The sequence below is a fragment of the Poseidonibacter lekithochrous genome, assembly GCF_013283835.1.
GTDB lineage: Bacteria > Campylobacterota > Campylobacteria > Campylobacterales > Arcobacteraceae > Poseidonibacter > Poseidonibacter lekithochrous.
In genome coordinates this window covers 313,899-338,494 of sequence record NZ_CP054052.1, presented here as the reverse complement: position 1 = coordinate 338,494, position 24,596 = coordinate 313,899, and the positions used below count along the sequence as shown (strand labels likewise).

Genomic DNA, 24,596 nt, shown 5'->3' with positions numbered 1-24,596 from the left:
AAAGAAGTATTTCTACTTCTTTTTTATTTTTAGTTTACTACTACTTTAAACCTTGTTCGTCTGCCATTTTAATAGCTATTTGTGGTGCACTCCATAGTGCTGGTAATAATACAAGTGACACTGGCACAGCTGTAATTACAATAAATGATTGTAATGCCGAGATACCACCTGATCCAATTGATATTAATATAATTGCTAATACACCCATTAATACTCCCCAGAACATTCTTAAGTATGGACTAGGCTCAGTACTACCACTTACAACAACACTCATTGTATATGTCATTGAATCTCCCGTTGTTACAATAAATACTGTAGTCAATATTAAGAATAATATTGAAGTAATTAATGGGAATGGTAATGATTGTGTAATAGCTAATAATGATGCAGGTAAATTAAACCCTTTGAATGCTTCACTAATAACACCTGGTTGTGCAATTTCAAATGATAATCCAGCACCACCAACGATTGTAAACCAGAACATTGTAATTAGTGGTGCGAAAATACTCACTGCTAAAATTAACATTCTAATTGTTCTTCCTCTTGAGATTCTTGCAATGAAAATAGCCATTAAAGGACCATATCCTAAGAACCATCCCCAGAAGAACACTGTCCACCAACTTAACCATCCAGTATCACCTCTAAATGTTGCCATTGGAAGGAAGTTTTGGATTGATGTACCTACACCTTGAATATACGCATCAATAATAAATGCTGTTGGTCCGAAAATAAAGATGAAAAGCATTAAACCAATTGCTAAAATAATATTCCATCTAGATAAAATCTGAATACCTCTTGTTAATCCACTTAAGGCAGATATTGTATAAATTATAATTGCTATTACAATAATAGTCATTTGTGTTGTAAAACCATCTGCAATTCCAAATAATGCATTTAAAGCATATGAAATTTGTAACCCTAAGAAACCAATTGGCCCAATAGTACCAGCAGCAACAGCAACAATACAAAATGCATCAACAATAGAACCTAATGGTCCATGAATAACTTTATCTCCAAATACAGGATAAAGTAAAGTTCTAGGTTTTAAAGGTAAACCTTTATCATAATGCAAATGAGATAATACAATTGCAGTTAAAGTACCTAAAATTGCCCAAGCTAAGAATCCCCAGTGCATAAATGATTGAGATAATGAATTTACTGCTTTTTGGAATAAATCAGTTTCAGCCCCATATAATGGAGGAGGAGAAACAAAGTGTGCAATAGGTTCACCAGCTGCCCAGAAAACTCCACCACCTGCTAGTAGTGTACACATGATAATTGCAATCCATTGGAAAGTACTCATTTCAGTTTTCTCTGAATTACCTAGTACAACAGAACCAGTTCTTCCTAAAGTAAGTCCAATACCGATTAGGAAAGTTGCTAATAATAAGAATTGCCAATAAGCACCAAAAAATTTAGTCGCCCAGCCAAATCCACCATTTACAACAGTGCTTAATAGCTTTGTATCCACTAATGCTAAAACAACGAATGCCATTAAAAAACCACTACTAAGAACTAAAGTTAACTTATCAACTTTTTGTTCTTTTTGATTTTGCTCTTTTAAAGTATCTTCTTTTTCTATAATGTCAGATATTTCCATCTTCATATCCTTTTTATGATATTTTTGATAATATCACCCAAAAGTTATTCTTAATTTCTTAAGATTAATTTTTAGGTTCTAAACCGTCGCTTAAGAAGTTAAACCAGTTCCCGCCAAGAATTTGATTAGCTTCTTTCTCTTGAAATCCATACTTAATTAAACCATTATAAATATTTTCCATACCATGCTCATCTTTGAACCAAGGTAAGTCATCCGGCCATCCAGAATTTGAAGAAGAACCTTCTCCATAGTCCATAGCTTTTGACCATTTTCCATTTCTCATCCACTCTAAAACTTCTTGTGGTTGATTCAGACATAAATCACTACCAATTCCTAAATGATCAACACCTACTAAATCAGCTGTTTTTGCAATCATCTCACAAAAATCATCTAATGTACAAGCTGAACCATTTGGTAAATGGAAAGGATATAATGAGAATCCTAATAACCCACCTCTTGCAGTTAATGCTTTAATCACTTCGTTTGACTTATTTCTTAATGCATCATGTGCAAAAATTGGATTTGCATGTGAAATACAAATAGGTCTAGATGATAAATCAATAGCTTCAAGTGTAGATTGCTCTGCACTATGAGACATATCAATAATCATTCCAACTCTATTCATTTCAGCAATAGCTTGTTTACCAAATCTAGTAATTCCACTATCGTTCTTTTCATAACACCCAGTTGCTAAGAAACTTTGATTGTTATATGTTAATTGCATAATAAGTAAACCTTGTTTTCTCATTACCTCAATTAATCCGATTTCATCATCTATTGGAGAGCAGTTTTGCGCTCCAAAGAAGATTCCTACTTTGCCAGTAGATTTAGCTAATTGAACATCTGCCATATTCATTACTGGCATGATCAAATCACTATTTAATTCAAAAAGTTTATTCCACTGTGCAAACTGTGTTAAAGTTTCTCTTGCCATTTCATGGTAAACAAGTGTAACGTGAACAGCAGTTATTCCACTCTTTCTTAGAGAAAGGAAATATTCTCTATCCCATTTACAATATTGTAAACCATCAATAATAATTTGATCTTTATACATGTCTTTCCTTAGTAAGGTTTTTGGTATGCTGTTTTTACAATTGTGTAGAACTCTTTTGCATACGAACCTTGTTCTCTTGGTCCAAAGCTTGATTCTTTTCTTCCACCAAATGGAACGTGGTAATCAGTTCCTGCTGTTGGAAGGTTAACCATAACACAACCACTTTGAGCTTCTTTTTTGAAAATAGCTGCAGTTTTTAAACTTTGAGTAATAATTCCAGCTGTTAATCCAAATCTTGTATCATTTGCAGTTGCAATTGCTTCTTCTAAATCTTTAACTTTAATTACACAAGCCATTGGTGCAAATACTTCTTCTTGGTTAACATCCCAATCATTTTTTGTATCAACAAATAATGTAGGGCTCATGTAGTAACCTTCTTTTTCCATTGATAATTTCTCACCACCAAATGCTAACTTACCACCAAGCTCTTTTGCTCTTTCAATCCATCTGAAGTTTGAATCAAATTGTGCTTTATCAGAAACAGGTCCCATAAAGATTCCATCTTCTAAACAATGTCCAACTTTTAATTCAGCCATTCTTTTTACTAGTGCTTCTACAAATTCATCATGGATAGATTCCATAACAATTAATCTTGAAGATGCTGTACATTTTTGACCAGTACCTGAAAAAGATCCAGCAATTGCAGCTTCAACAGCAACAGAGATATCAGCATCGCAAGCAACAACTAGTGAGTTCTTACTTCCCATTTCTAACTGACATTTAACAAAGTTTGCAGAAGTTGCTACTGCAATTTTTCTACCAGTTTCAACAGAACCTGTAAATGAAATTGCATTAATTTCTTTTGAGTTAATTAATGTATCACCAACTGTTCCACCAGAACCTAATACTAAGTTAAATGTACCTGCTGGAAGTCCTTGTCTATGAATAATTTCAGTTAAAGCAACAGCAGATGCTGGTGTTAAATTAGCTGGTTTCCAAATTACTGCATTACCAAATGCTAAAGCAGGAGCAATTTTCCATGCTGCTGTTGCAGTAGGGAAATTCCAAGGTGAGATAATACCAACAACACCAACTGCTTCTCTAGTAACATCAATATCAATACCAGGTCTAACAGATGCTGCATTTTCACCAATTTGTCTTAAAACCTCAGCTGCATAATATTGGAAGAATTGACCAGATCTGTAAATTTCACCTTTACCTTCTGCTTTTGACTTACCTTCTTCTCTAGCTAATAACTCACCAAGTTCAACACATCTTTCAATTAGTTCATCACCAATTGCTTGAAGTACGTTAACTTTATGCTCTAAAGGAGTTTTTTCCCATTCTGGTTGTGCAGTTTTTGCAGCAGCGATTGCTTCATTTACTTGCTCAACACTTGCTTGTGCTACGTTTCCAATATTTTCTGAAATATCAGATGGGTTGATATTTTCAATTGTAGAAACACCTTTTGCCCATGAACCGTTAATGTATAAACCTTCTTCATAATTATAAGTCATCTATTCTTCCTTTTTTATTTATATTTATATTTAATTATTTGCTAGCTTGCGCGTAAACAACAAACTCAACAAGCATCTCTTCTCTTGCAAGTCCTGCAACTATAACTGCTGCTCTATTTGGATATGGAGCTTCAAAATACTCAGCATATACTTTATTTACTGTAGCTAAATATTCCCTATCAGTAACATAAATTAATACTTGTAATACTTCATTTGTAGAAACTCCAGCACACTCTAAAGTATGAACTAAGTTCTCAAAAGTTTTTCTAGTTTGAGCTTCAATTCCACCCTCAACTACTTTTCCAGTCTCATCGATTGGTATTTGTGCAGTGTATAAAGTATTGTTGGCAGTAATTGCCCACTCTAATGGTGCTTTAGAAGCAAATAATTCTGTTTTAATTGGTGTTTTTGTATTACTCATGAATTTCCCTTTAACTTATTATCTTCATCTATTTATAAATGATATATGAAAATCTTACTCTATGTTTACTTAGTGTAAACTTAAGATATATTATAAGTTTACACTAAGTAAATATTTACAAAACACTCTACAAGTACCATAAAGTCGAACTTTTAGCATTATAAATAATTTTTTTATTTTTTTGAAGAAGATCTTTTTAAGAATATTTCTTAGTAATTTGAGTTTTTTTTAAGTTTTTAGTAAATTTTTAAAGTAAATAAATATAGTCTATTTAAGGTGTATAATTGTTGTGATTTTTAAAGTATAGAAGGGGGAGGTAAAAACTTAGAAGACAAAACTATCATTTTAGGTTTTGGAGAACATATGATAGTTTTATCTTGTAAATTTTTATTAATTCCTCAAAAGAGGAATTAATATTTAGAATTTATAAGATGCGTATAATCTTGATCTGTATTCGTTACCAGAATTATCAAATTGACCATGTAATAATCTAAAAGAAAGATCTTTAGTAGCTTTATAATCTACAAGATAGTCTGTTTCTTTAGTAGTATCACTTGTACTTGTTTTCCAGCTTATATGCATAACATTAGCAGATAACTTATCTGTGAACTTATAACCAGCTTCAAATTTTGTTGCTTTCATATCTGCTGAATATCTAGACCCTTCATACCAACTCCATGTATAAATGTAGTCAGCACCATTTCCTAAATGCCAGGCATCAACTCCACCATCTTTTGAAACTTCACTATATGAAGCAGCTAAAGATATGTCTGCAATTTTTGTTGAAGCTTTAACAGCATATGCATTTCCATCATTGTTAGCTGCACCATCATCATCAGAACCATAATATTGTGCACCTAATTTAAATGCGTTAAAATCATATTCTGCATTTAGGTAATAAATACTTACATCTTTAGTATTATTAGATACTAAATTTTTAGCATTAACATATTGTGCTGCTAAACTTAAGTTTTTAACTGATTTATTAGTTGCGTAAATAGAAAATACTCCATCACCTAATTTTTCAAAAGAAGGAGCACCCTCTTTTCCATCAGTTCTTCCTTGATACTTAGTTACATACATTAATGAAATTGAAGTATCTGCTATATCAGTATTTGTTACAGATGCTGCTTCAAAAGATTCTTTAAAGATTCTTGATCCAGAAGATGCAATTAATGGAGTTGCTAAGTATTGTCTACCTGCTTTCACTGTAGTATTATCTTTTTTATATTCAATAAATGCTTGAGATAAAACTGACCCACTAACATTTTGGTCTGCATTATATGCAGTAGGATTTTCTCCTAAATCTTCAGAAGTTACTGAGGCACCTTGAAATGTTATTCCAGCAGTTAAACCATTATAATCAGCTGTATTATATGAAAGGTTTAAACCATTTGTCCAAATATTCACTGTTTGTGAACTATTGCTTTCTTTTTGATAAAATTGTGATTTTAACTCACCTGATACTTTTCCATTTGAAAATGCTTCCGATAAACTGCTTGCATTTGCTGTATTAAAAACTGCTAATGCTGCTACTATACTAAGACTAAATTTATTCACTTTTCTCTCCTTAAGTTAAATATAAAAAAATTCTATCTTATGAATACTTAGTGTAAACTTAATATATATTATAAGTTTACACTAAGTAAAATAACGAATAAAAAATATTTATTAACTATTTTTTTCTAGTGAAGTGTCTTTTTTTGGGGGTTTTGTTTAAGTATTAGTAACTAAGAAAAATTATTCTTAATATTTTCTTAGTTTATAAATTTAGCAATTCTTTTTAAATTGAGTATTTTTTTACAAAATTTTCAATATAGTCAATAATTTCATCAACATATTTTACTGCATCATTTTTGTTCTCATCAAAAACAGCTTGTAAAATCTTTTTATGTAATTCTCTAACAACTATATTGTCTTCTTTTTTTGCATAGTAATGCCAGAATCTTCTTGATAATCCTTGTACATTTCTAAGTTCTTCATATATAAAGAAGTTCTTTGAAGCTTTTGATAAAACTTCTTGTCTAAGCTCTAGCCAGTTTAGGAATTCATGGTCATCTAAATCATCAACATCAACCAATAACTCTTCTATATTGTCTTTATCAACTTGTGTTAGTCTTTGAATAGCACACTCGACACATGTTTTTAAAATTGGTCTTCTCATCTCTAAAAGTTGTAATTGAACAGAAGAGTTCATATCAGGTATCATAATACCTACTTTTGAAAAGTTAACTAAAAATCTTCTTGATAATAGTAATAATGCTTCATGTACAGGAGTTCTACCTGCACCTATCATTGTACAAATTTCTTTTTCTGTAAGAATACTACCAGGCTCAATTTCACAGAATACAATTTTATGTTCTAGTTGTTCATATACTTGTTCTGTAATTGTTTGAGTTTTAGATTTTTTGATTTTGTTTTGTTGCATTTACTAACCTATTTATTTGTTATCGTATTATATTAGGTTTACAATAAGATTAGAATAAATGAAATAATATTTACTCTCTATAATTAATATAAAACAAATATTATTTTAAATATACTTCAAATATATTTAAAATATATTTATTATGGAGGAAAAATGGAAAATTCGCACTTTAAAGCCATTATTATTACATCACTTGGGGTTCTACTAATGAGTTTTGAATCATTATTAATAAAATTAACATCAATTCAAGCCTTAACTTTTTCATTTTATGTTGGGCTTTTTATGTTTCTTAGTATAAATATTATTCTATTCTCTACTAAACAAAAAAAGATTGTAAGTGTTTACAAAGAGTCATTAAAACCTATCATAATATGTGGTATATTATTTGGAATATCAAATATCTTTTTTATTAGTGCTATTAAAAATACAAGTGTTGCAAATACTGTAATGATTTTTGCATCAGCTCCATTATTTTCATCTTTATATGCCTACTTACTTTATAAAGAAAAAAGTAAAAAAAATATTTACATAGCTTCATTTTTTATTTTTCTTGGTTTATTTATAATATTCTCATCACAAATTGGTGGAGGAGATTTAATAGGAAACCTTTTTGCTTTAGCTTGTGTTAATTTATTTGCTTTATCTTTTGTAATTCTTTCAAAATATAAAAAAGCAAATAGACTTGCAATTACTGCATTTGCAGGTTTTTCAATTACTATTATTTCATTTACTTTTGTTGATAGTTTTATAATAGATAATAGAACATTAATGATACTTCTTCTAGCAGGAGTACTAGTATCTCCTATTTCAAGGTTACTTATGGGTATTGGAACAAAAAGTCTTCCTGCAAGTGAAGTTAGTATTTTACTGATTATAGAAACCTTGATGGCTCCTGTTTGGGTATGGATTGTTTTAAAAGAAGTTCCTTCAAGTAGTACTTTTCTTGGAGGAAGTATAATTCTTGTAACTTTATTATTGAACTCTATATATCTTATAAAGTCCAAAAAAGCCGTTTAATATAAGTGAATATTTCACTTATATTCTACCATTTGTCATGATGAACTAGATTTTCTAAAGGAAGCCTTGGTAGCCAACCTGCTTTTTCTAATTCTGGTTTATCATGAAAATGACTTACCTTTCCTATACATAAATATGCAATAGGAGTAATATGTGAAGGAATATCTAGAACCTCTTTTAATTCTTCATGGTGAATTATACTAACCCATCCAACTCCAAGATTCTCAGCCCTTGCTGCTAACCATAATGTCTGAACTGCACATACTGAACTATATAAATCCATTTCTAAATTAGCAGTTCTTCCAATTACAGTATCACCAGTTCTATTTCTATCACATGTAATACATATTCCAATTGGAGCTTCTGTAATTCCTTCTAATTTTAGTTTAGAATATATGTTTTTCTTTTCATCATCAAACATCTCTTTTGCTTCATCATGTGCTACAACAAAAGCATTTTTAATATCTTGTTTAACATCTTTATCTTTAATTACAATAAAATCCCAAGGTTGCATAAATCCAACGCTAGGTGAGTGATGTGCTGCATCTAATATTCTATTTATTACCTCATCAGAAATTTCATCAGGTAAAAACTCACCTCTAGTATCTCTTCTATTATATATTGTTTTATATACTGCTTCTTTTTCTTCTTCTGTTATATTCATAGAAATATCCTTTTAAAATATTGCTATTATAACTGGGGGAAATATGTATTTAATTAAGTAAATAGTCACATAACTGTAACTATAAAGGGAAGTTATTAGCTCTTTGGAAGAGCTAATATTTATTTTATAAGTGTTTTAATTGTAGTTAACATTCCAGTATGTAAATTATAATTTGATACAGGGAAATCTAAACTCTCTTCATCATCTAAATTTACTCTATATAAACTTAGGTATTCACCTAATGTTTGTAAATCAATTTGTTCATAATTTGCATCTTTATAATCTGTTCTACATAAAGAAGATTTTGTATTTGATTCTTCAAGTATAAATGCCATAGTTCTTAAACACATAAGATCAGCCCATCTAAAGAAGAACTCTTCATCTAAACTCTCAACTTTTCTACCTTCTGGTGTAAATAGTAGTTTTTGATCTCTTAATGGTAAAAGTACAGATAATATTGCATCCACATAAGGAAGTATTTTTTCTTTCCAGAAATCTTCTTCTTCACTTTTATCTAAAGCAATAGTATATAACTCTAAAATCTCTTCTCTTGAAGAATTTACTAATAGTTCATTTAACGTTTTCATTATTTAACTCTTTTTACTAATTGTTCAGGTAATAAACCTAATGATTCTTCTACTACTTTTGTATCACCATGATCTATAAAATCATCTTCATATTCAAATGTTGTTAAAGATACACATATTTTTGAATCATTTAAGAATTCTAAAATAGCAGATCCAACTCCACCTTGTTTTTGTGAATCAGAGAATACATACCAATCATCATATTTAGAAGCTAAAGCAGTTAAAGTTTGTGTATCTAAAGGTTTTACAAATCTTAAATCAAGAACTGCAATATCTTCATCATGTAACTTCTCAGTTTCACATGCACGTCCTACTGAAGCACCATAACCAATAAATAGTTTATTAGTACTACCTTCTTTTAATAACTCAGATTTACCTAATTCAAAAGGTGTTGATTCATAAGATACAGGAGTATATGCTCCTCTTGGGTATCTAATTGCACATGGTTTATCTAAAGAATAAGCAAAATCAAGTCCAAGTTCTAAAGTTCTATTATCTCTAGGAGCAAATAAAACCATATTAGGAATAAATCTTAAATATGAAATATCAAATGTTCCTTGATGTGTTTCTCCATCATTACCAACAATACCAGCTCTATCAATAGCAAATACTACAGGTAAATCCATAAGACAAACGTCATGAATAATTTGATCAAATCCTCTTTGTAAGAAAGTAGAATAAATTGTAATAAAAGGTTTGAAACCTTCTTTTGCCATAGCCGCCATTGAAGTTACAGCATGTTGTTCAGCAATAGCTACATCCCAGAATCTATCGGGGAATTTATCCATTAATTTATTAATACCTGTTCCACTAGGCATTGCAGCAGTAACTCCTACAACGTTTTCATGTTTACAGGCAAGTTGTGTTAATGCATCAGCAAATACAGCAGTTGCAGCTTTTGGTGCAGCTTTCTTAACAAAAGCACCATCTTCCACATTAAAAGGTCCTACTCCGTGCCAATGTTCATGTTGACCCTCAGCAATTTTATAACCCTTTCCTTTTACTGTTCTTGCATGAACAATAACAGGTTTATTCATCTCTTTTGCAATTTGTAAAGTATCAATTACTTCTTCTATGTTATGACCATCAATTGGTCCAATATAATCAATACCCATCTCTTCAAATAAAATTCCAGGAGTAATTAACTTCATTGCTTCTTCCATACGTTTAGCAATATATGTTGTTCCCTCTGGCATATTTTTCTTAATGAAGCTATCAACTCTACCTTTAAAACCTTGATAAGTTTTACCAGCAAGTAGTTTTGATAAGTGTTTTGATATAGCACCTATTGGTTTAGCAATAGACATTTCATTATCATTTAGAATAATCACAACGGGAAGTTTTAAATCACCTAGTTCATTAAGTGCTTCATAAACCATACCAGCAGTCATAGAACCATCTCCTATCATTACAACAGGAATTCTATCTTCACCTTTTAGTTTAATAGACTTTGCAGCCCCAACAGCTAATGAAATAGAAGTAGAACTATGTCCTGCTACAAAATAGTCAGCATCACTCTCATTTGGTTTGGTAAAGCCACTAAGACCTCCAAATTGCCTGATTGTTTCAAACTCATCCCATCTTCCAGTTAATAATTTATGTGGGTAACACTGGTGTGATACATCAAAAATTATTGGATCTTGAAATGGATTAAACACATAATGCATTCCTACAGTTAATTCCACAGCACCTAAAGTAGAAGAGAAGTGTCCACCTTTTCGTGATACAACATCAATAATTCTATCTCTAATATCTTGTGATACTACTTCTAATTCTTCTAGTGATTTATTTTTTATATCCATAGTTTCTTCTTAAAATCTATTTTAATTTTTCTAAAACTTCGTCTAATACTTTAAATACTTTTGTATTCTGCTCATTAGAACCAATTGTAATTCTAATAGCATTTACACCATATCCAGTAAGATCTCTTACAATTACTCCTCTTTGAAGTAATTCTTGAGCTACTGCTTTTGAAGAGTATAAATCTTCAAATTTAATAGTAATAAAGTTTGTATATGAATCAATGTAATCAAAACCTTTTACTTTTGCATAATCTTCATATCTTTTCATCTCTTCAAAGTTCTTAGCAATTGAATCTTGAACAAACTTTTCATCTTTAAGTGCTTCAATAGCAGCAGCTAAAGATAAAGTAGTAATATTAAATGGAGCTCTTAATTTATATAAAGTTTTAATAATATCTTCTTGTGCAATACCATATCCAACTCTCATCCCACCTAAGGCATAAGCTTTAGAGAAAGTACCTAAATAGATACAATTAGGGAACTTAGTAATTAAGTCTTTAGCATCAATAGCTTTTTTCTCATCTTTAAATGTAGCATATTCTTGGTAAGCACCATCAACTACTACTAAAGTATCTTCATGTACTTCACTTAAGAAATTATATACATCTTCTTTATCTAAACACTCACCTAATGGATTGTTTGGTAAACATAAGAAAATTACATCTGCTCCATGTTCTTTATACATAGTAGAGAACTGTTCTAAATTATGTTCATCATCTGGTGTTTTTAATATTGTTGCACCAGTTTGTTTTCCATAGATTTCATACATTGCAAATGTAGTTTTAGACATTAAGATTTTAGAATCATTATTACATTTTGAATGTACACAAAATTCTAAAATTTGATCAGATCCTGAACCTATAACAATATTTTTGTCATTTACATCAAATTTATTTGCTAATGCTTCTTTTAATTCATACATTGAATCATCAGGATAAATAAACATATTTTTTGCTAATTCCTGAATCTTTTCTGTAACCATAGGAGATGTACCGTATGGGTTTTCATTAGATGCAAGTTTAATTACATCTTCTGGATTTACCCCATATTCTCGTACAACTAACTCAATTGGTTTACCTGCTTCATAAGTTGTTACATTTTCTAATACACTATTAAATTTCATTTATAATTCCTATATATCGTGAATTTCTTTTACGTAAGACCCTAGTATTTTTACTGTGTCTTTATGTTTTTTTAATATTGGTGCTACATTATCATCATCTTGGTGACCATCAAAATCAATAAAGAAGATTGAGTTACCTTGAACAATATGTGATTTAATTTTTGTGAAGTTAATTCCAGCAGCATTAAAATCTGTTAAGAATTCAACTAAAGATCCTTGCTTATCTGGTAACTCAACTAAAATTGATGTTTTATCATTTCCACTTTGAGTATTTTCAAAGTCACTAATAATAAAGAATCTAGTTTTGTTGTTGTCTTTATCTTCAATGTTTTCAAATAAAATTGGAAGATTATGTAATTTTGCTCCAACATGTGGACAAATTGCAGCAGTACCTGGCTCTTTTGCAGCAATTTTTGCAGCTTTAGTTGTTGATTCAATTGGAATTTGTTCAACCTCATCAAGTCCAAAGTTTGCTAAGAATTTTCTACATTGTTCAAAAGCTATATCTTTTGAGTAAATTCTTTTAATATCTTCAATCTTATCACAAGTAGTTGCTAAAGTATGATGAATATCAAGTACTACTTCTGCAATAATTTTAAGGTTATATCTATTTAAACAATTAATAGTATCTGTAACAATACCATTAGAAGAGTTTTCAATAGGAACTACCCCAAATCTAGCTTTCTTAGTATCTACTTCTCTGAAAATACCTTTAATAGAAGAGATTGATACATATGAACTCATAGCACCAAATCTACCTTCTGCTGCTTGATGAGTAAAAGAACCCTCAGGTCCAAGATATGCTACATTTTCTGGTAATTCTAAATTTCTAGAGATTGCGAAAATTTCTAAAAATAGAGCTTCAATTGCTGCTCTATTTAATTTACCATTATTTAAAGACTCTAATCTATCAATAATAGCTTTTTCTCTCTCTGGTCTATAAATAGCTCCACCACTGTGCGCTTTTAAAACACCAACTTCATGAACTACTTCCATTCTCTCATTTATAAGCTTTAATAACTGATCATCAATGTTATCAAGTTTATTTCTTAAATCTAATAATCCTGCTTCACTCACTTTGTGCCCTTTGTGTTTATGCAATCAAATAATTGATTATTTTAAGTATTCTTCTTCTAAAGCAATTAAATCTTCAAAAGTTTCTCTTTTTCGAATAAGTCTGTCTTGCCCATTTTCCACAGCGATTTCTGCTACTTTATTTCTAGTATTATAATTAGATGCCATTGTAAAACAATAAGCTCCCGCAGAATAAATAGCTACTAAGTCATTATGTTCAGTTTGTGGTAAATCAATATTTTTAGCAAAGAAATCTCCACTTTCACATACTGGACCTACTAAGTTACAATCACTTAATTCTTTATTGTCATTTAATACTTCTACTTTATGGTAAGCATCATATAAAGCTGGTCTGATTAAATCATTCATAGCTCCATCAACAATAACAAATCTTTTGCTACCATTTACTTTCTCATAAAGTACTTTAGATACAAATACTCCTGAGTTTCCAACTAAGAATCTACCTGGCTCACATACAATAGTAATATCAAGACCAAATAAACACTCTAAAATTGATTGTGCATACTCATTAGTATCAATTAGTGTTTCATCATCATAAACAATACCTAATCCACCACCAACATCAAAGAAAGATAAGTCAATTTTAATAGCAGAAAGATTATTTACTAAATCTGCAACAATTTTAACTGATTCTTTAATTGGCTCTAATTGTGTTAATTGAGATCCAATATGACAATGAATTCCAGTTGGTTCTAGTGATTTAGAATTTTTACATTGGATATACATTCTTTTAGCTGTATCAATATCTACACCAAATTTATTTTCATGTAAACCAGTTGAAATATAAGGATGTGTTTGAGGATCAATATTAGGATTTACTCTAATAGAAATTCTAGCAACTACATTTAATTCACTTGCAATAATCTCAACTCTATCAAGTTCCGCAGCACTCTCAACATTAATCATTAAAATACCAAGTTCTAATGCTTCTTTGATTTCTGAATCAATTTTTCCAACCCCAGAAAAAATGATTTTATATGGTGCAATACCAACTTTTAATGCTCTTTTTACTTCACCAATTGATACACAATCAGCTCCTGCACCTAAATCTGCTAAATGTTTAATAACAGAAAGATTTGAATTTGCTTTTACAGCGTATGCTAAAAGCGATTTTCTAGCTTTGAATGCACCTTTTAATTCTTCATATTGTCCCGTAATATGATCAAAATCGTACACATAATATGGTGTTTGATATTTGTTTGCTAATTCTTTAAAATCAATATTCATTTTTTTATTATTTTCCTATTCTCTAAAATCTTAATTTAAAATTTGCCCTAATAAATTTAAAAGTAAAACTTTATGATTATTTATAAATAGTTAGTAAGTGAAAGATTTTGAGTGAAATTCAAGGCGGAAGGAAAATTGGAGGTAGGAGCTCACTAAAGTGAGTGACTATCTACAATTTTCCTGACAACGCAGAAGTTCGCCAAAAGCTTACTCTTAATGACTATTTATCTGTACCATTCCAAGCTATAGTTGGTCTACCATCTTCGTCAAATTTAACTGCTGGCATACCCATTACATTATAACCTGAATCTACATAGTGAATTTCACCTGTAACTGCTGAGCTTAAATCAGATAATAAATACATACCTGAGTTTCCAACCTCATCAATTGTTACATTTTTCTTTAATGGAGCATGAGCTTCATTCCACTTAAGCATAAATCTGAAATCACCAATACCAGCTGCTGCTAAAGTTTTAATAGGACCTGCAGAAATAGCATTTACTCTAATTCCATCTTTTCCTAAATCTTCAGCTAAGTATTTTGTAGTCATTTCTAATGCAGCTTTTGCTACACCCATTAAGTTATAGTTAGGGATGTATTTAGCTCCACCATAATACGTTAATGTTAATACAGAAGAGTTATCTGTTAATAAAGGTTTTAATTCTCTTACTACTTCAATTAATGAATAAACAGAAACGTCCATTGCTACATCAAAAGCTTCTTTTGAAATATCATAGAATCTTCCAGATAATCCAGATTTTGGAGCAAAAGCAATTGAGTGAACAATAAAGTCGATTTGACCCATATCTTTTTCAATTGATTCTTTTAATGCTTTAATTTCATCAGGATTTGATACATCACAAGGATATACATAATCAGCACTTCCAAATTCATCAGCAATAGGAACAACTCTTTTCTTTAATGAGTCATTTAAATAAGTAAATGCAATTTCAGCACCTTGCGCGGCACATGCTTTAGCAATACCATAAGCAATAGACTTATTATTTGCTACTCCTAAAATTACACCTTTTTTACCCTTCATAAACATTATACGTCCTTTGTGTTTTCGATAATTTGTTTGAAATCTTCAACTATCCATGAGGCAGTACCAATTAAAGCACCATCTACACCGTTTAATTGACAAATTTCTCTAACATTAGCTACTTTAACTGATCCACCATATAATAATGGTTTTTCAATTTTAGACTTAATTGCTGAGTGTACATTTGTAATATCGTCGTTAGTTGCAGTAACGCCAGTACCAATTGCCCATACAGGTTCATAAGCTAATACTAAATTTTCATAATTAGTATCTATACCTTCAAATTGTTCATAAACATATTCTAAAGTTTTTTCTAAACCTTGTTCTTTTACTTCTAATGGCTCACCAATACAATAAATAATCTTGTATCCAAGCTCAGAATAGAATGCAAATTTTTTAGCTATTTCTTCTTGGCTTTCACCTAGAACATGTCTTCTCTCAGAATGTCCTATTAAAATAGTTTTAATTGAAAATTCATCTAATTGTGTAGTTCCAATTTCACCAGTAAAAGAACCCTTAGCTGTTGCATAAGCATTTTGGGCTCCAATAGTGAAAGTAGAAACTGTATCAAACGAATCAAGAGATGTTGATGTTGGGAAAATATATACATCACTTGATATTTCATTTGTTTTTAAAAATTCATTTACTTCATTTACAAATGAAGCTGTTGATTTTCTAGTATGATTTGTTTTAAAATTACTAGCAATAATTGCCATTAGTTATCCTCAAGTACAAGTGCTTTAACACCTGGTAAAATTTTACCTTCAATTAATTCTAAAGAAGCTCCACCACCAGTTGAAATAAATGTCATTTCATCTTCATCACCAGTAACTCTAACTAAGTCAGCAGTATCACCACCACCAACAACAGTTGTAGCATATGAAGAAGCAACTGCATGAGAAAGTTTTGTACTTCCTTTAGCAAATTTATCCATTTCATAAACACCCATTGGTCCATTCCAAAGAATAGTATGAGCATCTTCTAAAGCTTGTGCAAATAACACAGATGTTGCAGGACCAATATCTAGACCCATCCAACCTTTAGGAATTTCTTGAGTAGTTGTAGGTTTTGCAAATGCTTCTGCATCAAATGCTTCTGCTGCAACAACATCTACTGGTAAGTATAATTTAACACCTAACTCTTTTGCTTCATCCATGATTTTTAAAGCTTCTGGAATTAAATCATCTTCAACTAGTGAATTTCCTACTTCATGTCCTAAGGCTTTTAGGAATGTAAATGCCATTCCACCACCAATTAAGATTTTGTCAACTTTTGGTACAAGGTTATGTAATGCTTCTAATTTACCAGAAACTTTAGAACCACCAACGATTGATACAAATGGTCTTTTTGGTTCATTTACAATGTGATGGAAAAACTTGATTTCTTTAGCAAGTAAGAAACCAGCAGCTTTTGAATCAATATTGAAATGTTGTGCAATACCTTCAACAGAAGCATGAGCTCTATGTGATACACCAAAAGCATCATTGATATATACATCAGCCATAGATGCTAATTTAGTACTTAACTCTTCATCATTTTTAGTTTCACCAGATTCAAATCTCATGTTTTCTAAAAGTAAAATTTCACCAGCTTCTAATGATTTTGCAATAGAAATTGTTTCATCACAAACAATACCTGGAGCCATTTTAATTTCTTGTTTTAATAAAGTATGTAATCTTTTAGCAATTGGTTTTAAAGAAAATTCTTCTTCAAAACCATTTTTTGGTCTACCAAAATGAGATGCTAAAATAATAGAACAATCATTATCAATACAATATCTAATTGTATTTAAAGCAGATCTAATTCTTCTATCATCTGTGATATTGTTGTACTCATCCATAGGAACGTTAAAGTCACATCTAATGAATACTTTTTTATTTGCAATATCAATATTTTTTATTTCTTGTAATTTCATTCAGTTTTGCCTTGTATATTATTAGTTTGTTGCTACGTGTACACCCATGTCAACAAGTCTTGTAGAGTAACCCCACTCATTGTCATACCATGAAAGAACTTTAACCATATTGTTATCAATTACTTGAATAGTATCTAAAGGAACTACTGTAGATAATGTTTCACCAATAAAGTCAGAACTTACTCTACCTTCAACATCAACACCTAAGATACCAGCTAATTTACCATTTGAAGCTTCATTAAATGCAGCTTGAACTTCTTCTAAGTTTGTATCATTTTTTAAAGTAACAGTTAAATCAACCATAGAAACATTTGGTGTTGGAATTCTAATTGCTTGTCCGTTTAATTTCCCTTTTAAATGAGGCATTACTTTAGCAATTGCTTTAGCAGCACCAGTTGATGCAGGAATTAAATTTGTAGCCCCTGCTCTTCCTTTTCTTGGATCTTTTTTATCTTTAGCATCTAAAATTGGTTGAGAAGAAGTGTATGAATGAATAGTAGTCATTAAACCTTTTTCAATTCCAAATTTATCATCAAGTACTTTAGCAACAGGAGCTAAACCATTTGTAGTACAAGAAGCATTTGAAACAATTGCTTGACCAGCATAAGTTTCTTCATTTGCTCCCATTACAAAAGTTGGTGTATCATCTTTTGCAGGTGCGCTCATTACTACTTTTTTAATTCCATTGTCAATATATGCTTGACAAGATTCTTCAGTTAAAAATGCACCAGTACATTCTAAAACAACTTCTGCACCAAAGTCAGTAAAGTTTAATTTAGAAGGATCTCTTTCACTCATAAGTTTTGCTTTATCATTACCAATGTAAATAAAACCATCTTCAACTTTGATATCTGATCTTTTACCATGAACTGTGTCATATCTAAGATTATATTGAATCATTTCTTCGCTACCACTAGCATTTGCAGCTACTAATTCAACATCAGTTCTGTCAGCAACGATTCGTGCTACACATCTACCAATTCTTCCTAATCCATTAATTGCAACTTTAACAGCCATATTTTCCCTTTATTTAAATCTAATTTGGTAGATATTTTATCCAAATATTGCTATAATATTATTTAAGTATATTATAAAGGTATTAAATAGGTGCAACTAGCAATATTTGGTGGAAGTTTTGACCCAATTCATATAGCACATGAAGCTATTGTAAATAAGGCATTAGATTCCCTAGAAATAGATAAAATAATTGTAGTTCCTACATATTTAAATCCTTTTAAAAGTAGCTTTCATTATGAACCTAATATTAGATTTAATCTATTAAAAAAAGTTTTTAACAATAATCCAAAAATTGAAATTTGTGATTACGAAATTAATCAGAATAGACCTGTATACTCAATAGAAACAGTTAATTATTTGAAAAACTTATATAAACCATCGAAGATTTTTATAATTATTGGTGAAGATAATGTAAGAGATTTAGATAAATGGAATAACATAAATGAACTAAAAGAACTAGCTCAATTTGTTGTTTTTAAACGTTTGGGATTTGAGAATAAAAAACTAAATGATTATAAAACTTTAGATATAAATATTGATATTAGCTCAACACAATTGAGAGAAAAAGTAGATTTAAGCTATATACCAAAACAAATAAAAGAAGACATTTTAGAGCTTCAACAAACAAAATAAAAGGTAAATTTTTGAATAGATTAGAAACAATCAAAAAAGTATTAGACGAGAAAAAAGCAGAAGATATTGAAGTTATTGATTTAACTGATAAAGACTATTTAGTTGATTATGTTGTAATTGCAACAACATTAAACTCTAAACATGGTTTTGCATTATTAAACTACTTAAAAACTGAATTAAAACCACTAGGTGAAGAATTTTTAAGAGTTGATGACGATGATGAGTGGACTATTTGTGATTTAGGGGATATGTTTATTAACTTAATGAGCGAATCTGCTAGAAAGAAATATTCATTAGAAGAATTCTTAAGTCAATTAGATAACAAAGAAGTATAATAAGAGAAGAGTTTTACTCTCCTCTCATTACTTTACCGTAATTTGATGTAGCATCTTTTGCGCCACCCATATTACCAGTATATATAGCAATTCCTATTCCTAAAGCAAATATAATCAAAAACCATTTCATTACATAATCTCCTTAGCCGTTATTCCTAAAATTGATAAACCTACACGTAAGCTTAACGCAGACATACTTAAAACTTTTAAATATACATTCTGGTTTTCACTACCTACAACTTTATTGTCATTATAGAATCTGTGAATAGAAGAAGCTAAAGAATTTAAATATTCTGTAATCTTCTGCATATCTCTTTTAGCAAATGCTTCATTTAAAACATTACCTAATAATAAAGATTCATACACTAAGTTTAAACCATCTTGATTTAAATTAGCAAAACTTTCATTTTTCACATCATCAATAGTTAATTCAGCTTTTTTGAAAACCTGATTAATTCTTGCATGTGCATAATTAATATAAAATACTGGGTTAGAAGAATCTTGATTCTTTAAACTATCAATATCAAAATCAAGATGTGTATCACTCTTTTTAGTTAAGAATACAAATCTTAAAGCATCTGCACCAATTTCACTAGTAATATCTGACATTAAAATCACATTACCAGCTCTTTTTGACATTTTATAAGGCTCTCCACCTTTTAATAATTGAACCATTTGAGATAAGATGATTTCTAATTTCTCAGAATCATTACCTAAAAATTCAATTGCAGCTTTAACTCTTTTAATATAACCATGATGATCAGCTCCCCAAATATTAATATATTTGTCAAAAGATCTATCATATTTATCTTTATGATAAATAATATCACCGGCAAGATAAGTTGGAATACCATTGTCTCTTACAACAACTCTATCCGAATCATCACCATGATCAGTTGATTTTAAATAAACTTTATCATCTTTAGTATATAAAGATCCATTGTTCTCTAATACAGATTTTGTTTTTTCCCAAGAAGTATATAGAGATTTTTCAGAAACAAAAGTATCAAAAGTAACACCTAAATCTCCTAAATCTTTAATGATAATATCCATAACTAAATCTTTTGCAAAAAACGCAATTTCTTTATATTTAGAATCATCATAAATGATCTCTTTTCCAAACTTATTTATTACAGCTTTGGCAATATCTAATAGATAATCACCTCTATAATAAGTTTCTGGATATTCTACTTCTTCTTCAAAAATAAAATCTCTTGCCGCTAAAGAAACAGATAAACCAAGTAAATCCATTTGAGCACCAGCATCATTGATATAATATTCAGTTTGAACATCATATCCTAAATGTCTACCAACTCTTGCAATTGCATCTCCTGCAATTGCACCTCTTGCATGACCAATATGTAAAGGACCTGTAGGGTTAGCCGATACATATTCTAAAAGAATTCTTTCGTCTTTTTTCTCTTCTTTTGCAAAATTTGATTCATTTGCAATTGCATCATCAACTAATGATTCTAAAAATGAATTAGATAATTTAAAGTTAATAAAACCTTTAACTGATTCAACTTTTTCAAACATAGGTGAGTCTACAAACTTTGAAGCTAAGTCCTCAGCAATAATCATTGGTGATTTTCTTAACTCTTTAGCTAGAGAGAAAGCAATTGGCGTTGCGTAGTGACCTAAAGAAATGTCTTTAGGTTTTTCTAGAACTACATTTGTTTCTAGAACTTTTTCAATATAATCTTTTACTAAATTCTGCAATTCGTTCTCTTATACTGTTTTAGTTTCGTTAGTGTCTTCTGATTTCTTCTCAGCTTTCTTTTCGATTTCATCAGCTTTTTTAGTATCAACTACTTCTTCATCATCTTCTTTTACAGCTTTTTTGAAGTTTTTAATTCCTGAACCTAAACCTTTTGCAAGTTCTGGGATTTTTTTACCTCCAAATAGTAATAATACAACTAGAGCAATTAATATCCATTCCATACCACCTGGCATACCCATGATATATCCTTCATAATTTAAATTTATTGATTTTAACGATATTATAGCTATTTAATGCTTAAATCAAATGATTTGAATCAAGAGAAAAAAGTTATTATTTTAGAAAGAAATTAAGAAGTTTATAACCACTTCCAGCAGCTATTATTGTGCCAAAAAGATTAAGAGCCATGTTAGTAATGGCTAAATATAGAGATGTTCCAAAAAGCAAATATGATTCAATTGCAAATGTAGAATATGTAGTTAAAGCTCCAAGAAAACCAGTAGTTAGAAATGCTTTTAAAGTATCGGATACAGTAATATGAGTAAAATATGCAAAAAGTATACCTATAATAAATGAGCCAACTAAATTTACTAATAAAACTCCAACAGGAAATTCTAAAGGTATAAATTTGTTGCTTATGTGAATAGTGTAAGCTCTAGCAATTGCACCAAGGGAACCCCCTGCTCCAATTGCTAGAATTGTTTGCCAACTAAGCGACATGATTCTTTATTTCTTTTTGGAAAGCTTCATTCATATCTTTTTCCATTTGCTCAAACCAATCAGTTTTTTTGTCAGCTTGAACTGGGTCTAAATAAATCACTTTTACAATTCCTGGTTTTGCAATTAATTTTTGAGAATCCAAAATAGATTTTGTATTGAATAATAAAACTGGTTGAACTTTTAAACCATGTTTATTAGCTACCATTTTAGCACCTGGCTTAAATGATAATATCTCTTTTCCATTAGATCTAGTACCTTCTGGAAACATAGCAATTGGTCTGCCCTTATTTAATCTATCTTTTGTCTCTTTTAATAAAGTCATAATTCCAGCTTTATTTTCTCTATCAATAGATATCATTCTAGGTGCTTTAATAATATGCCCAAAGAAAAATAAATCAGAAATTTCTTTTTTTGCAACCCAAGCTAAATCTTTTGGATGAATATGTTCCATTACAATAATATCAAGTAGTGATTGATGATTTAACATAACCATGTCACAAGAATCATCTAACTTACCTTCAGTTTCTAAAGTAATTCCCAAAAACTTCATTTGTATTTTCATCCATACTTTAATTACCTTATGAGTATGGTTTCTGAACATATACATCAATGCAATAGTAATTGCAACCGTAATTGAGAATTGTATTAATATTATAATTCCTCTAATTCTTCCCAAAGTTCTCTTCCTTTATCCAGCCTATAAATTTATTATCAATTCCCATTACTTTAATGAAATCTTTTTTTGTATTTAAAACTTCAACTTTTTGATTATTCTCTAACTTGAAGAATATTGTTGAATTTTTTGTTGGTAAAATATAAACAAATGAATCTTTTTTAACAATACCTGTTCTGTTTGGCATTAAATATAAAGCAGTTATTATAAAAAGAACAATTGATATATACATATATAGTTTACTTCTTTTCCATATATATAATAAAAGAAATAGTACAAAAATCACAGCAACTGCTATTTTTTTATATTTTTCAAAATTTGAATCATTTGGATTTAAATCTGTTTGTGTACTAACTAATTCATTTTGTAAAATCAAAGGAATAGTAATATCAACAAAACTTCTAGTTGAAGTATTGTAATAATTAAAAATTACTTTCTTTTTATGAACAGGCATTACAAAGTAATAAATTAAATTCTGATTAGGGAATTCATCTTTAATATTTGATACACCTTGCTCTTCAATATTATCTAGAGAAAAATCTTCTAAATTTGAATCAATAGCATCAATATCTATTATTGTCAAAGACTCTTTGTTATTGTATTGCTTAGTTTTATAAGCTTTTAATACTAAGTCCTTTGCAATAATATTTGAAAATCGTTTATCTTTTGTAGCAATATTTGAATAAGAAATATTAGCAGGTGATAATAAACTTGTTTCAACAATATTTCCAGAATTAAGTATATTTATTTCTAATGAAGGTAAAACAAATGTTCCATTTCTGGCTTTAAAATAGTATCTATTTTCATATATATTATCAGAAATTAATTCCCAAGTTGAATTAGAATTAATTACATCAATATTCTTTCCACCAATAAAAGTAGTATTTATTGATTCAAAATCTTTTGTTGTAATTAATGCTTTAACAACTATTTCAAATTTCTGGTTTTTATAAACTTGTTTTGGAAAATCTTTGTAAGAAACATATAGATTTTTTGCAGCGTAAGCACTTATACATAAAAAAGTGTTGATTAAAATTATTACGAGTAGTTTTTTCATAATATCTCAGTTAATAAAAAAGAGATAGCTTAAGCTATCTCTTTATTGTAAAAAACCTTTTAGCATTCTAACACCATCGTCACAACCTAAAAGCTTTTCAATAGCTCTTTCTGGATGAGGCATTAAACCAAATACGTTTTTCTCTTTATTACAAATACCAGCAATATTTGCAACAGAACCATTAATGTTAGTTGTAGTACCCTCTTCATCACAGTATTTTAATAAAACTTGACCATTTGCTTCAAGTTCATTAAAACCTTTTTCATCAATAAAGTAGTTACCATCATGATGAGCAACTGGGATATTTACAACTTCATCTTTTTTAAGTAAAGATAAAAATGTATTATCATTATCTATTACTTTTAAATTATTGTATTTTGAAATAAAATGTAATGAATCATTTCTTTTCATTGCGCCTGGTAATAAACCAGCTTCAAGTAAAATTTGGAATCCATTACAAATTCCTAATACTTTTCCACCCTTAGCAGCATATGATTGAACAGATTCCATAATATTAGCAAATCTAGCAATTGCACCAGATCTTAAATAATCTCCATACGAGAATCCACCAGGGATAACTAATAAATCAGTATCTTCTGGAATACTTTTTTCTTTATGCCAAATAATTTCTACTTCGGCACCAAGTTTTTCAAAAGCATATTGCGTATCATATTCACAGTTAGTACCTGGAAATTGTAATACTGAAATTTTCATATTAACCTACTATTTCGATATCGTAATCTTCAATTACTGTGTTAGCAAGTAATTTTTTACACATATTTGCAACTTCTTCTTTAGCTGCAGCTTCATCAGATGCGTTAAGTTCAATAATGATTTGTTTTCCAATTCTTACGTCTTTAACTACTTCTTTAAATCCTAAAGTATCTAAAGCGTGATGTGTCGCTTTACCTTGATCATCAAGAACACCTTGTTTTAATGCTACATTTACAATTGCTTTCATTTATTACCTTCAGTTTATTTTTTGGGATTATATCTAAAACCACCTTTA

The 24,596-nt window shown here is 29.7% G+C and carries 26 protein-coding genes; 3 read left to right on the top strand and 23 right to left on the bottom strand.

Annotated elements, in window-relative coordinates; all coding sequences use genetic code 11:
- Positions 1–40: 40 nt before the first annotated feature.
- From ALEK_RS01690 to ALEK_RS01665, 6 genes are all read right to left on the bottom strand, one after another.
- On the bottom strand, positions 41–1,600 hold the full coding sequence (locus tag ALEK_RS01690) for a BCCT family transporter (RefSeq protein ID WP_197950323.1): 1,560 nt from the start codon (positions 1,598–1,600) through the stop codon (positions 41–43).
- A gap of 64 nt (positions 1,601–1,664) precedes the next feature.
- Positions 1,665–2,654: a membrane dipeptidase gene (locus ALEK_RS01685; RefSeq protein WP_071627900.1), complete on the bottom strand. Its 990-nt coding sequence runs from the start codon at positions 2,652–2,654 to the stop codon at positions 1,665–1,667.
- Between the two features lie 8 nt (positions 2,655–2,662).
- Positions 2,663–4,111 carry an aldehyde dehydrogenase family protein gene (locus tag ALEK_RS01680; protein ID WP_071627901.1) on the bottom strand — a complete coding sequence of 483 codons (1,449 nt, stop codon included), beginning with the start codon at positions 4,109–4,111 and terminating at the stop codon, positions 2,663–2,665.
- 34 nt (positions 4,112–4,145) lie between these two features.
- Positions 4,146–4,532 carry a RidA family protein gene (locus ALEK_RS01675; protein ID WP_071627902.1) on the bottom strand — a complete coding sequence of 129 codons (387 nt, stop codon included), beginning with the start codon at positions 4,530–4,532 and terminating at the stop codon, positions 4,146–4,148.
- A gap of 417 nt (positions 4,533–4,949) precedes the next feature.
- The gene (locus ALEK_RS01670; RefSeq protein ID WP_071627903.1) at positions 4,950–6,092 is read right to left on the bottom strand and encodes a porin; all 1,143 of its coding nucleotides are present in this window, start codon (positions 6,090–6,092) and stop codon (positions 4,950–4,952) included.
- A gap of 223 nt (positions 6,093–6,315) precedes the next feature.
- Positions 6,316–6,960 carry a GntR family transcriptional regulator gene (locus ALEK_RS01665; RefSeq protein ID WP_071627904.1) on the bottom strand — a complete coding sequence of 215 codons (645 nt, stop codon included), beginning with the start codon at positions 6,958–6,960 and terminating at the stop codon, positions 6,316–6,318.
- 153 nt (positions 6,961–7,113) lie between these two features.
- Here ALEK_RS01665 and ALEK_RS01660 point away from each other — a divergent pair, with 153 nt between their 5' ends.
- Positions 7,114–7,977 carry a DMT family transporter gene (locus tag ALEK_RS01660; RefSeq protein WP_071627905.1) on the top strand — a complete coding sequence of 288 codons (864 nt, stop codon included), beginning with the start codon at positions 7,114–7,116 and terminating at the stop codon, positions 7,975–7,977.
- Positions 7,978–8,002: 25 nt separating this feature from the next.
- Here the strand turns inward: ALEK_RS01660 and bluB are convergent, their stop codons facing one another.
- The 10 genes from bluB to gap all read right to left on the bottom strand — a co-directional run bounded on the left by bluB (position 8,003) and on the right by gap (position 18,449).
- Positions 8,003–8,641, bottom strand: a complete 639-nt coding sequence (bluB, locus tag ALEK_RS01655) for a 5,6-dimethylbenzimidazole synthase (protein WP_071627906.1) — start codon at positions 8,639–8,641, stop codon at positions 8,003–8,005.
- A gap of 119 nt (positions 8,642–8,760) precedes the next feature.
- Entirely contained in the window at positions 8,761–9,228 is a 468-nt protein-coding gene (locus ALEK_RS01650) for a hypothetical protein (RefSeq protein WP_071627907.1), read from the bottom strand.
- Positions 9,228–11,030: a 1-deoxy-D-xylulose-5-phosphate synthase gene (gene dxs / locus ALEK_RS01645; protein WP_071627908.1), complete on the bottom strand. Its 1,803-nt coding sequence runs from the start codon at positions 11,028–11,030 to the stop codon at positions 9,228–9,230. The genes ALEK_RS01650 and dxs overlap by 1 nt, the downstream gene beginning before the upstream one ends.
- Positions 11,031–11,046: 16 nt before the next feature.
- The gene (hisC, locus tag ALEK_RS01640) at positions 11,047–12,153 is read right to left on the bottom strand and encodes a histidinol-phosphate transaminase (protein WP_071627909.1); all 1,107 of its coding nucleotides are present in this window, start codon (positions 12,151–12,153) and stop codon (positions 11,047–11,049) included.
- Positions 12,154–12,162: 9 nt separating this feature from the next.
- Entirely contained in the window at positions 12,163–13,230 is a 1,068-nt protein-coding gene (gene pheA, locus ALEK_RS01635; protein WP_071627910.1) for a chorismate mutase, read from the bottom strand.
- Positions 13,231–13,266: 36 nt separating this feature from the next.
- Positions 13,267–14,475 carry a diaminopimelate decarboxylase gene (lysA, locus tag ALEK_RS01630; RefSeq protein WP_071627911.1) on the bottom strand — a complete coding sequence of 403 codons (1,209 nt, stop codon included), beginning with the start codon at positions 14,473–14,475 and terminating at the stop codon, positions 13,267–13,269.
- Between the two features lie 220 nt (positions 14,476–14,695).
- Positions 14,696–15,523, bottom strand: a complete 828-nt coding sequence (fabI, locus tag ALEK_RS01625) for an enoyl-ACP reductase FabI (RefSeq protein ID WP_071627912.1) — start codon at positions 15,521–15,523, stop codon at positions 14,696–14,698.
- Entirely contained in the window at positions 15,523–16,233 is a 711-nt protein-coding gene (locus tag ALEK_RS01620) for a triose-phosphate isomerase (RefSeq protein ID WP_071627913.1), read from the bottom strand. Before ALEK_RS01620 ends, fabI begins: the two co-directional genes overlap by 1 nt.
- Positions 16,233–17,432 carry a phosphoglycerate kinase gene (locus ALEK_RS01615; protein WP_071627914.1) on the bottom strand — a complete coding sequence of 400 codons (1,200 nt, stop codon included), beginning with the start codon at positions 17,430–17,432 and terminating at the stop codon, positions 16,233–16,235. The genes ALEK_RS01620 and ALEK_RS01615 overlap by 1 nt, the downstream gene beginning before the upstream one ends.
- A gap of 21 nt (positions 17,433–17,453) precedes the next feature.
- Positions 17,454–18,449 carry a type I glyceraldehyde-3-phosphate dehydrogenase gene (gene gap, locus ALEK_RS01610; protein WP_071627915.1) on the bottom strand — a complete coding sequence of 332 codons (996 nt, stop codon included), beginning with the start codon at positions 18,447–18,449 and terminating at the stop codon, positions 17,454–17,456.
- Positions 18,450–18,539: 90 nt separating this feature from the next.
- On the opposite strand from gap, the gene nadD reads away from it, so the two are divergent.
- Positions 18,540–19,082 carry a nicotinate (nicotinamide) nucleotide adenylyltransferase gene (nadD, locus tag ALEK_RS01605; protein WP_071627916.1) on the top strand — a complete coding sequence of 181 codons (543 nt, stop codon included), beginning with the start codon at positions 18,540–18,542 and terminating at the stop codon, positions 19,080–19,082.
- 11 nt (positions 19,083–19,093) lie between these two features.
- On the top strand, positions 19,094–19,417 hold the full coding sequence (gene rsfS, locus ALEK_RS01600; protein ID WP_071627917.1) for a ribosome silencing factor: 324 nt from the start codon (positions 19,094–19,096) through the stop codon (positions 19,415–19,417).
- Positions 19,418–19,546: 129 nt separating this feature from the next.
- Here rsfS and argS read toward each other — a convergent pair whose 3' ends face one another.
- The 7 genes from argS to purS all read right to left on the bottom strand — a co-directional run bounded on the left by argS (position 19,547) and on the right by purS (position 24,548).
- On the bottom strand, positions 19,547–21,136 hold the full coding sequence (argS, locus tag ALEK_RS01595; RefSeq protein ID WP_071627918.1) for an arginine--tRNA ligase: 1,590 nt from the start codon (positions 21,134–21,136) through the stop codon (positions 19,547–19,549).
- Positions 21,137–21,145: 9 nt separating this feature from the next.
- Positions 21,146–21,376, bottom strand: a complete 231-nt coding sequence (locus ALEK_RS01590) for a Sec-independent protein translocase subunit TatA/TatB (RefSeq protein ID WP_071627919.1) — start codon at positions 21,374–21,376, stop codon at positions 21,146–21,148.
- A 94-nt stretch (positions 21,377–21,470) separates the two neighbouring features.
- On the bottom strand, positions 21,471–21,857 hold the full coding sequence (locus tag ALEK_RS01585; protein ID WP_071627920.1) for a fluoride efflux transporter FluC: 387 nt from the start codon (positions 21,855–21,857) through the stop codon (positions 21,471–21,473).
- Positions 21,847–22,533, bottom strand: a complete 687-nt coding sequence (locus ALEK_RS01580) for a lysophospholipid acyltransferase family protein (protein ID WP_071627921.1) — start codon at positions 22,531–22,533, stop codon at positions 21,847–21,849. The genes ALEK_RS01585 and ALEK_RS01580 overlap by 11 nt, the downstream gene beginning before the upstream one ends.
- Positions 22,520–23,587, bottom strand: coding sequence for a hypothetical protein (locus tag ALEK_RS01575; RefSeq protein WP_228146317.1), 1,068 nt, complete (start codon positions 23,585–23,587; stop codon positions 22,520–22,522). The genes ALEK_RS01580 and ALEK_RS01575 overlap by 14 nt, the downstream gene beginning before the upstream one ends.
- A gap of 42 nt (positions 23,588–23,629) precedes the next feature.
- Positions 23,630–24,301, bottom strand: a complete 672-nt coding sequence (gene purQ / locus ALEK_RS01570) for a phosphoribosylformylglycinamidine synthase I (RefSeq protein ID WP_071627923.1) — start codon at positions 24,299–24,301, stop codon at positions 23,630–23,632.
- 1 nt (position 24,302) lies between these two features.
- On the bottom strand, positions 24,303–24,548 hold the full coding sequence (purS, locus tag ALEK_RS01565) for a phosphoribosylformylglycinamidine synthase subunit PurS (RefSeq protein ID WP_071627924.1): 246 nt from the start codon (positions 24,546–24,548) through the stop codon (positions 24,303–24,305).
- Positions 24,549–24,596 lie beyond the last annotated feature (48 nt).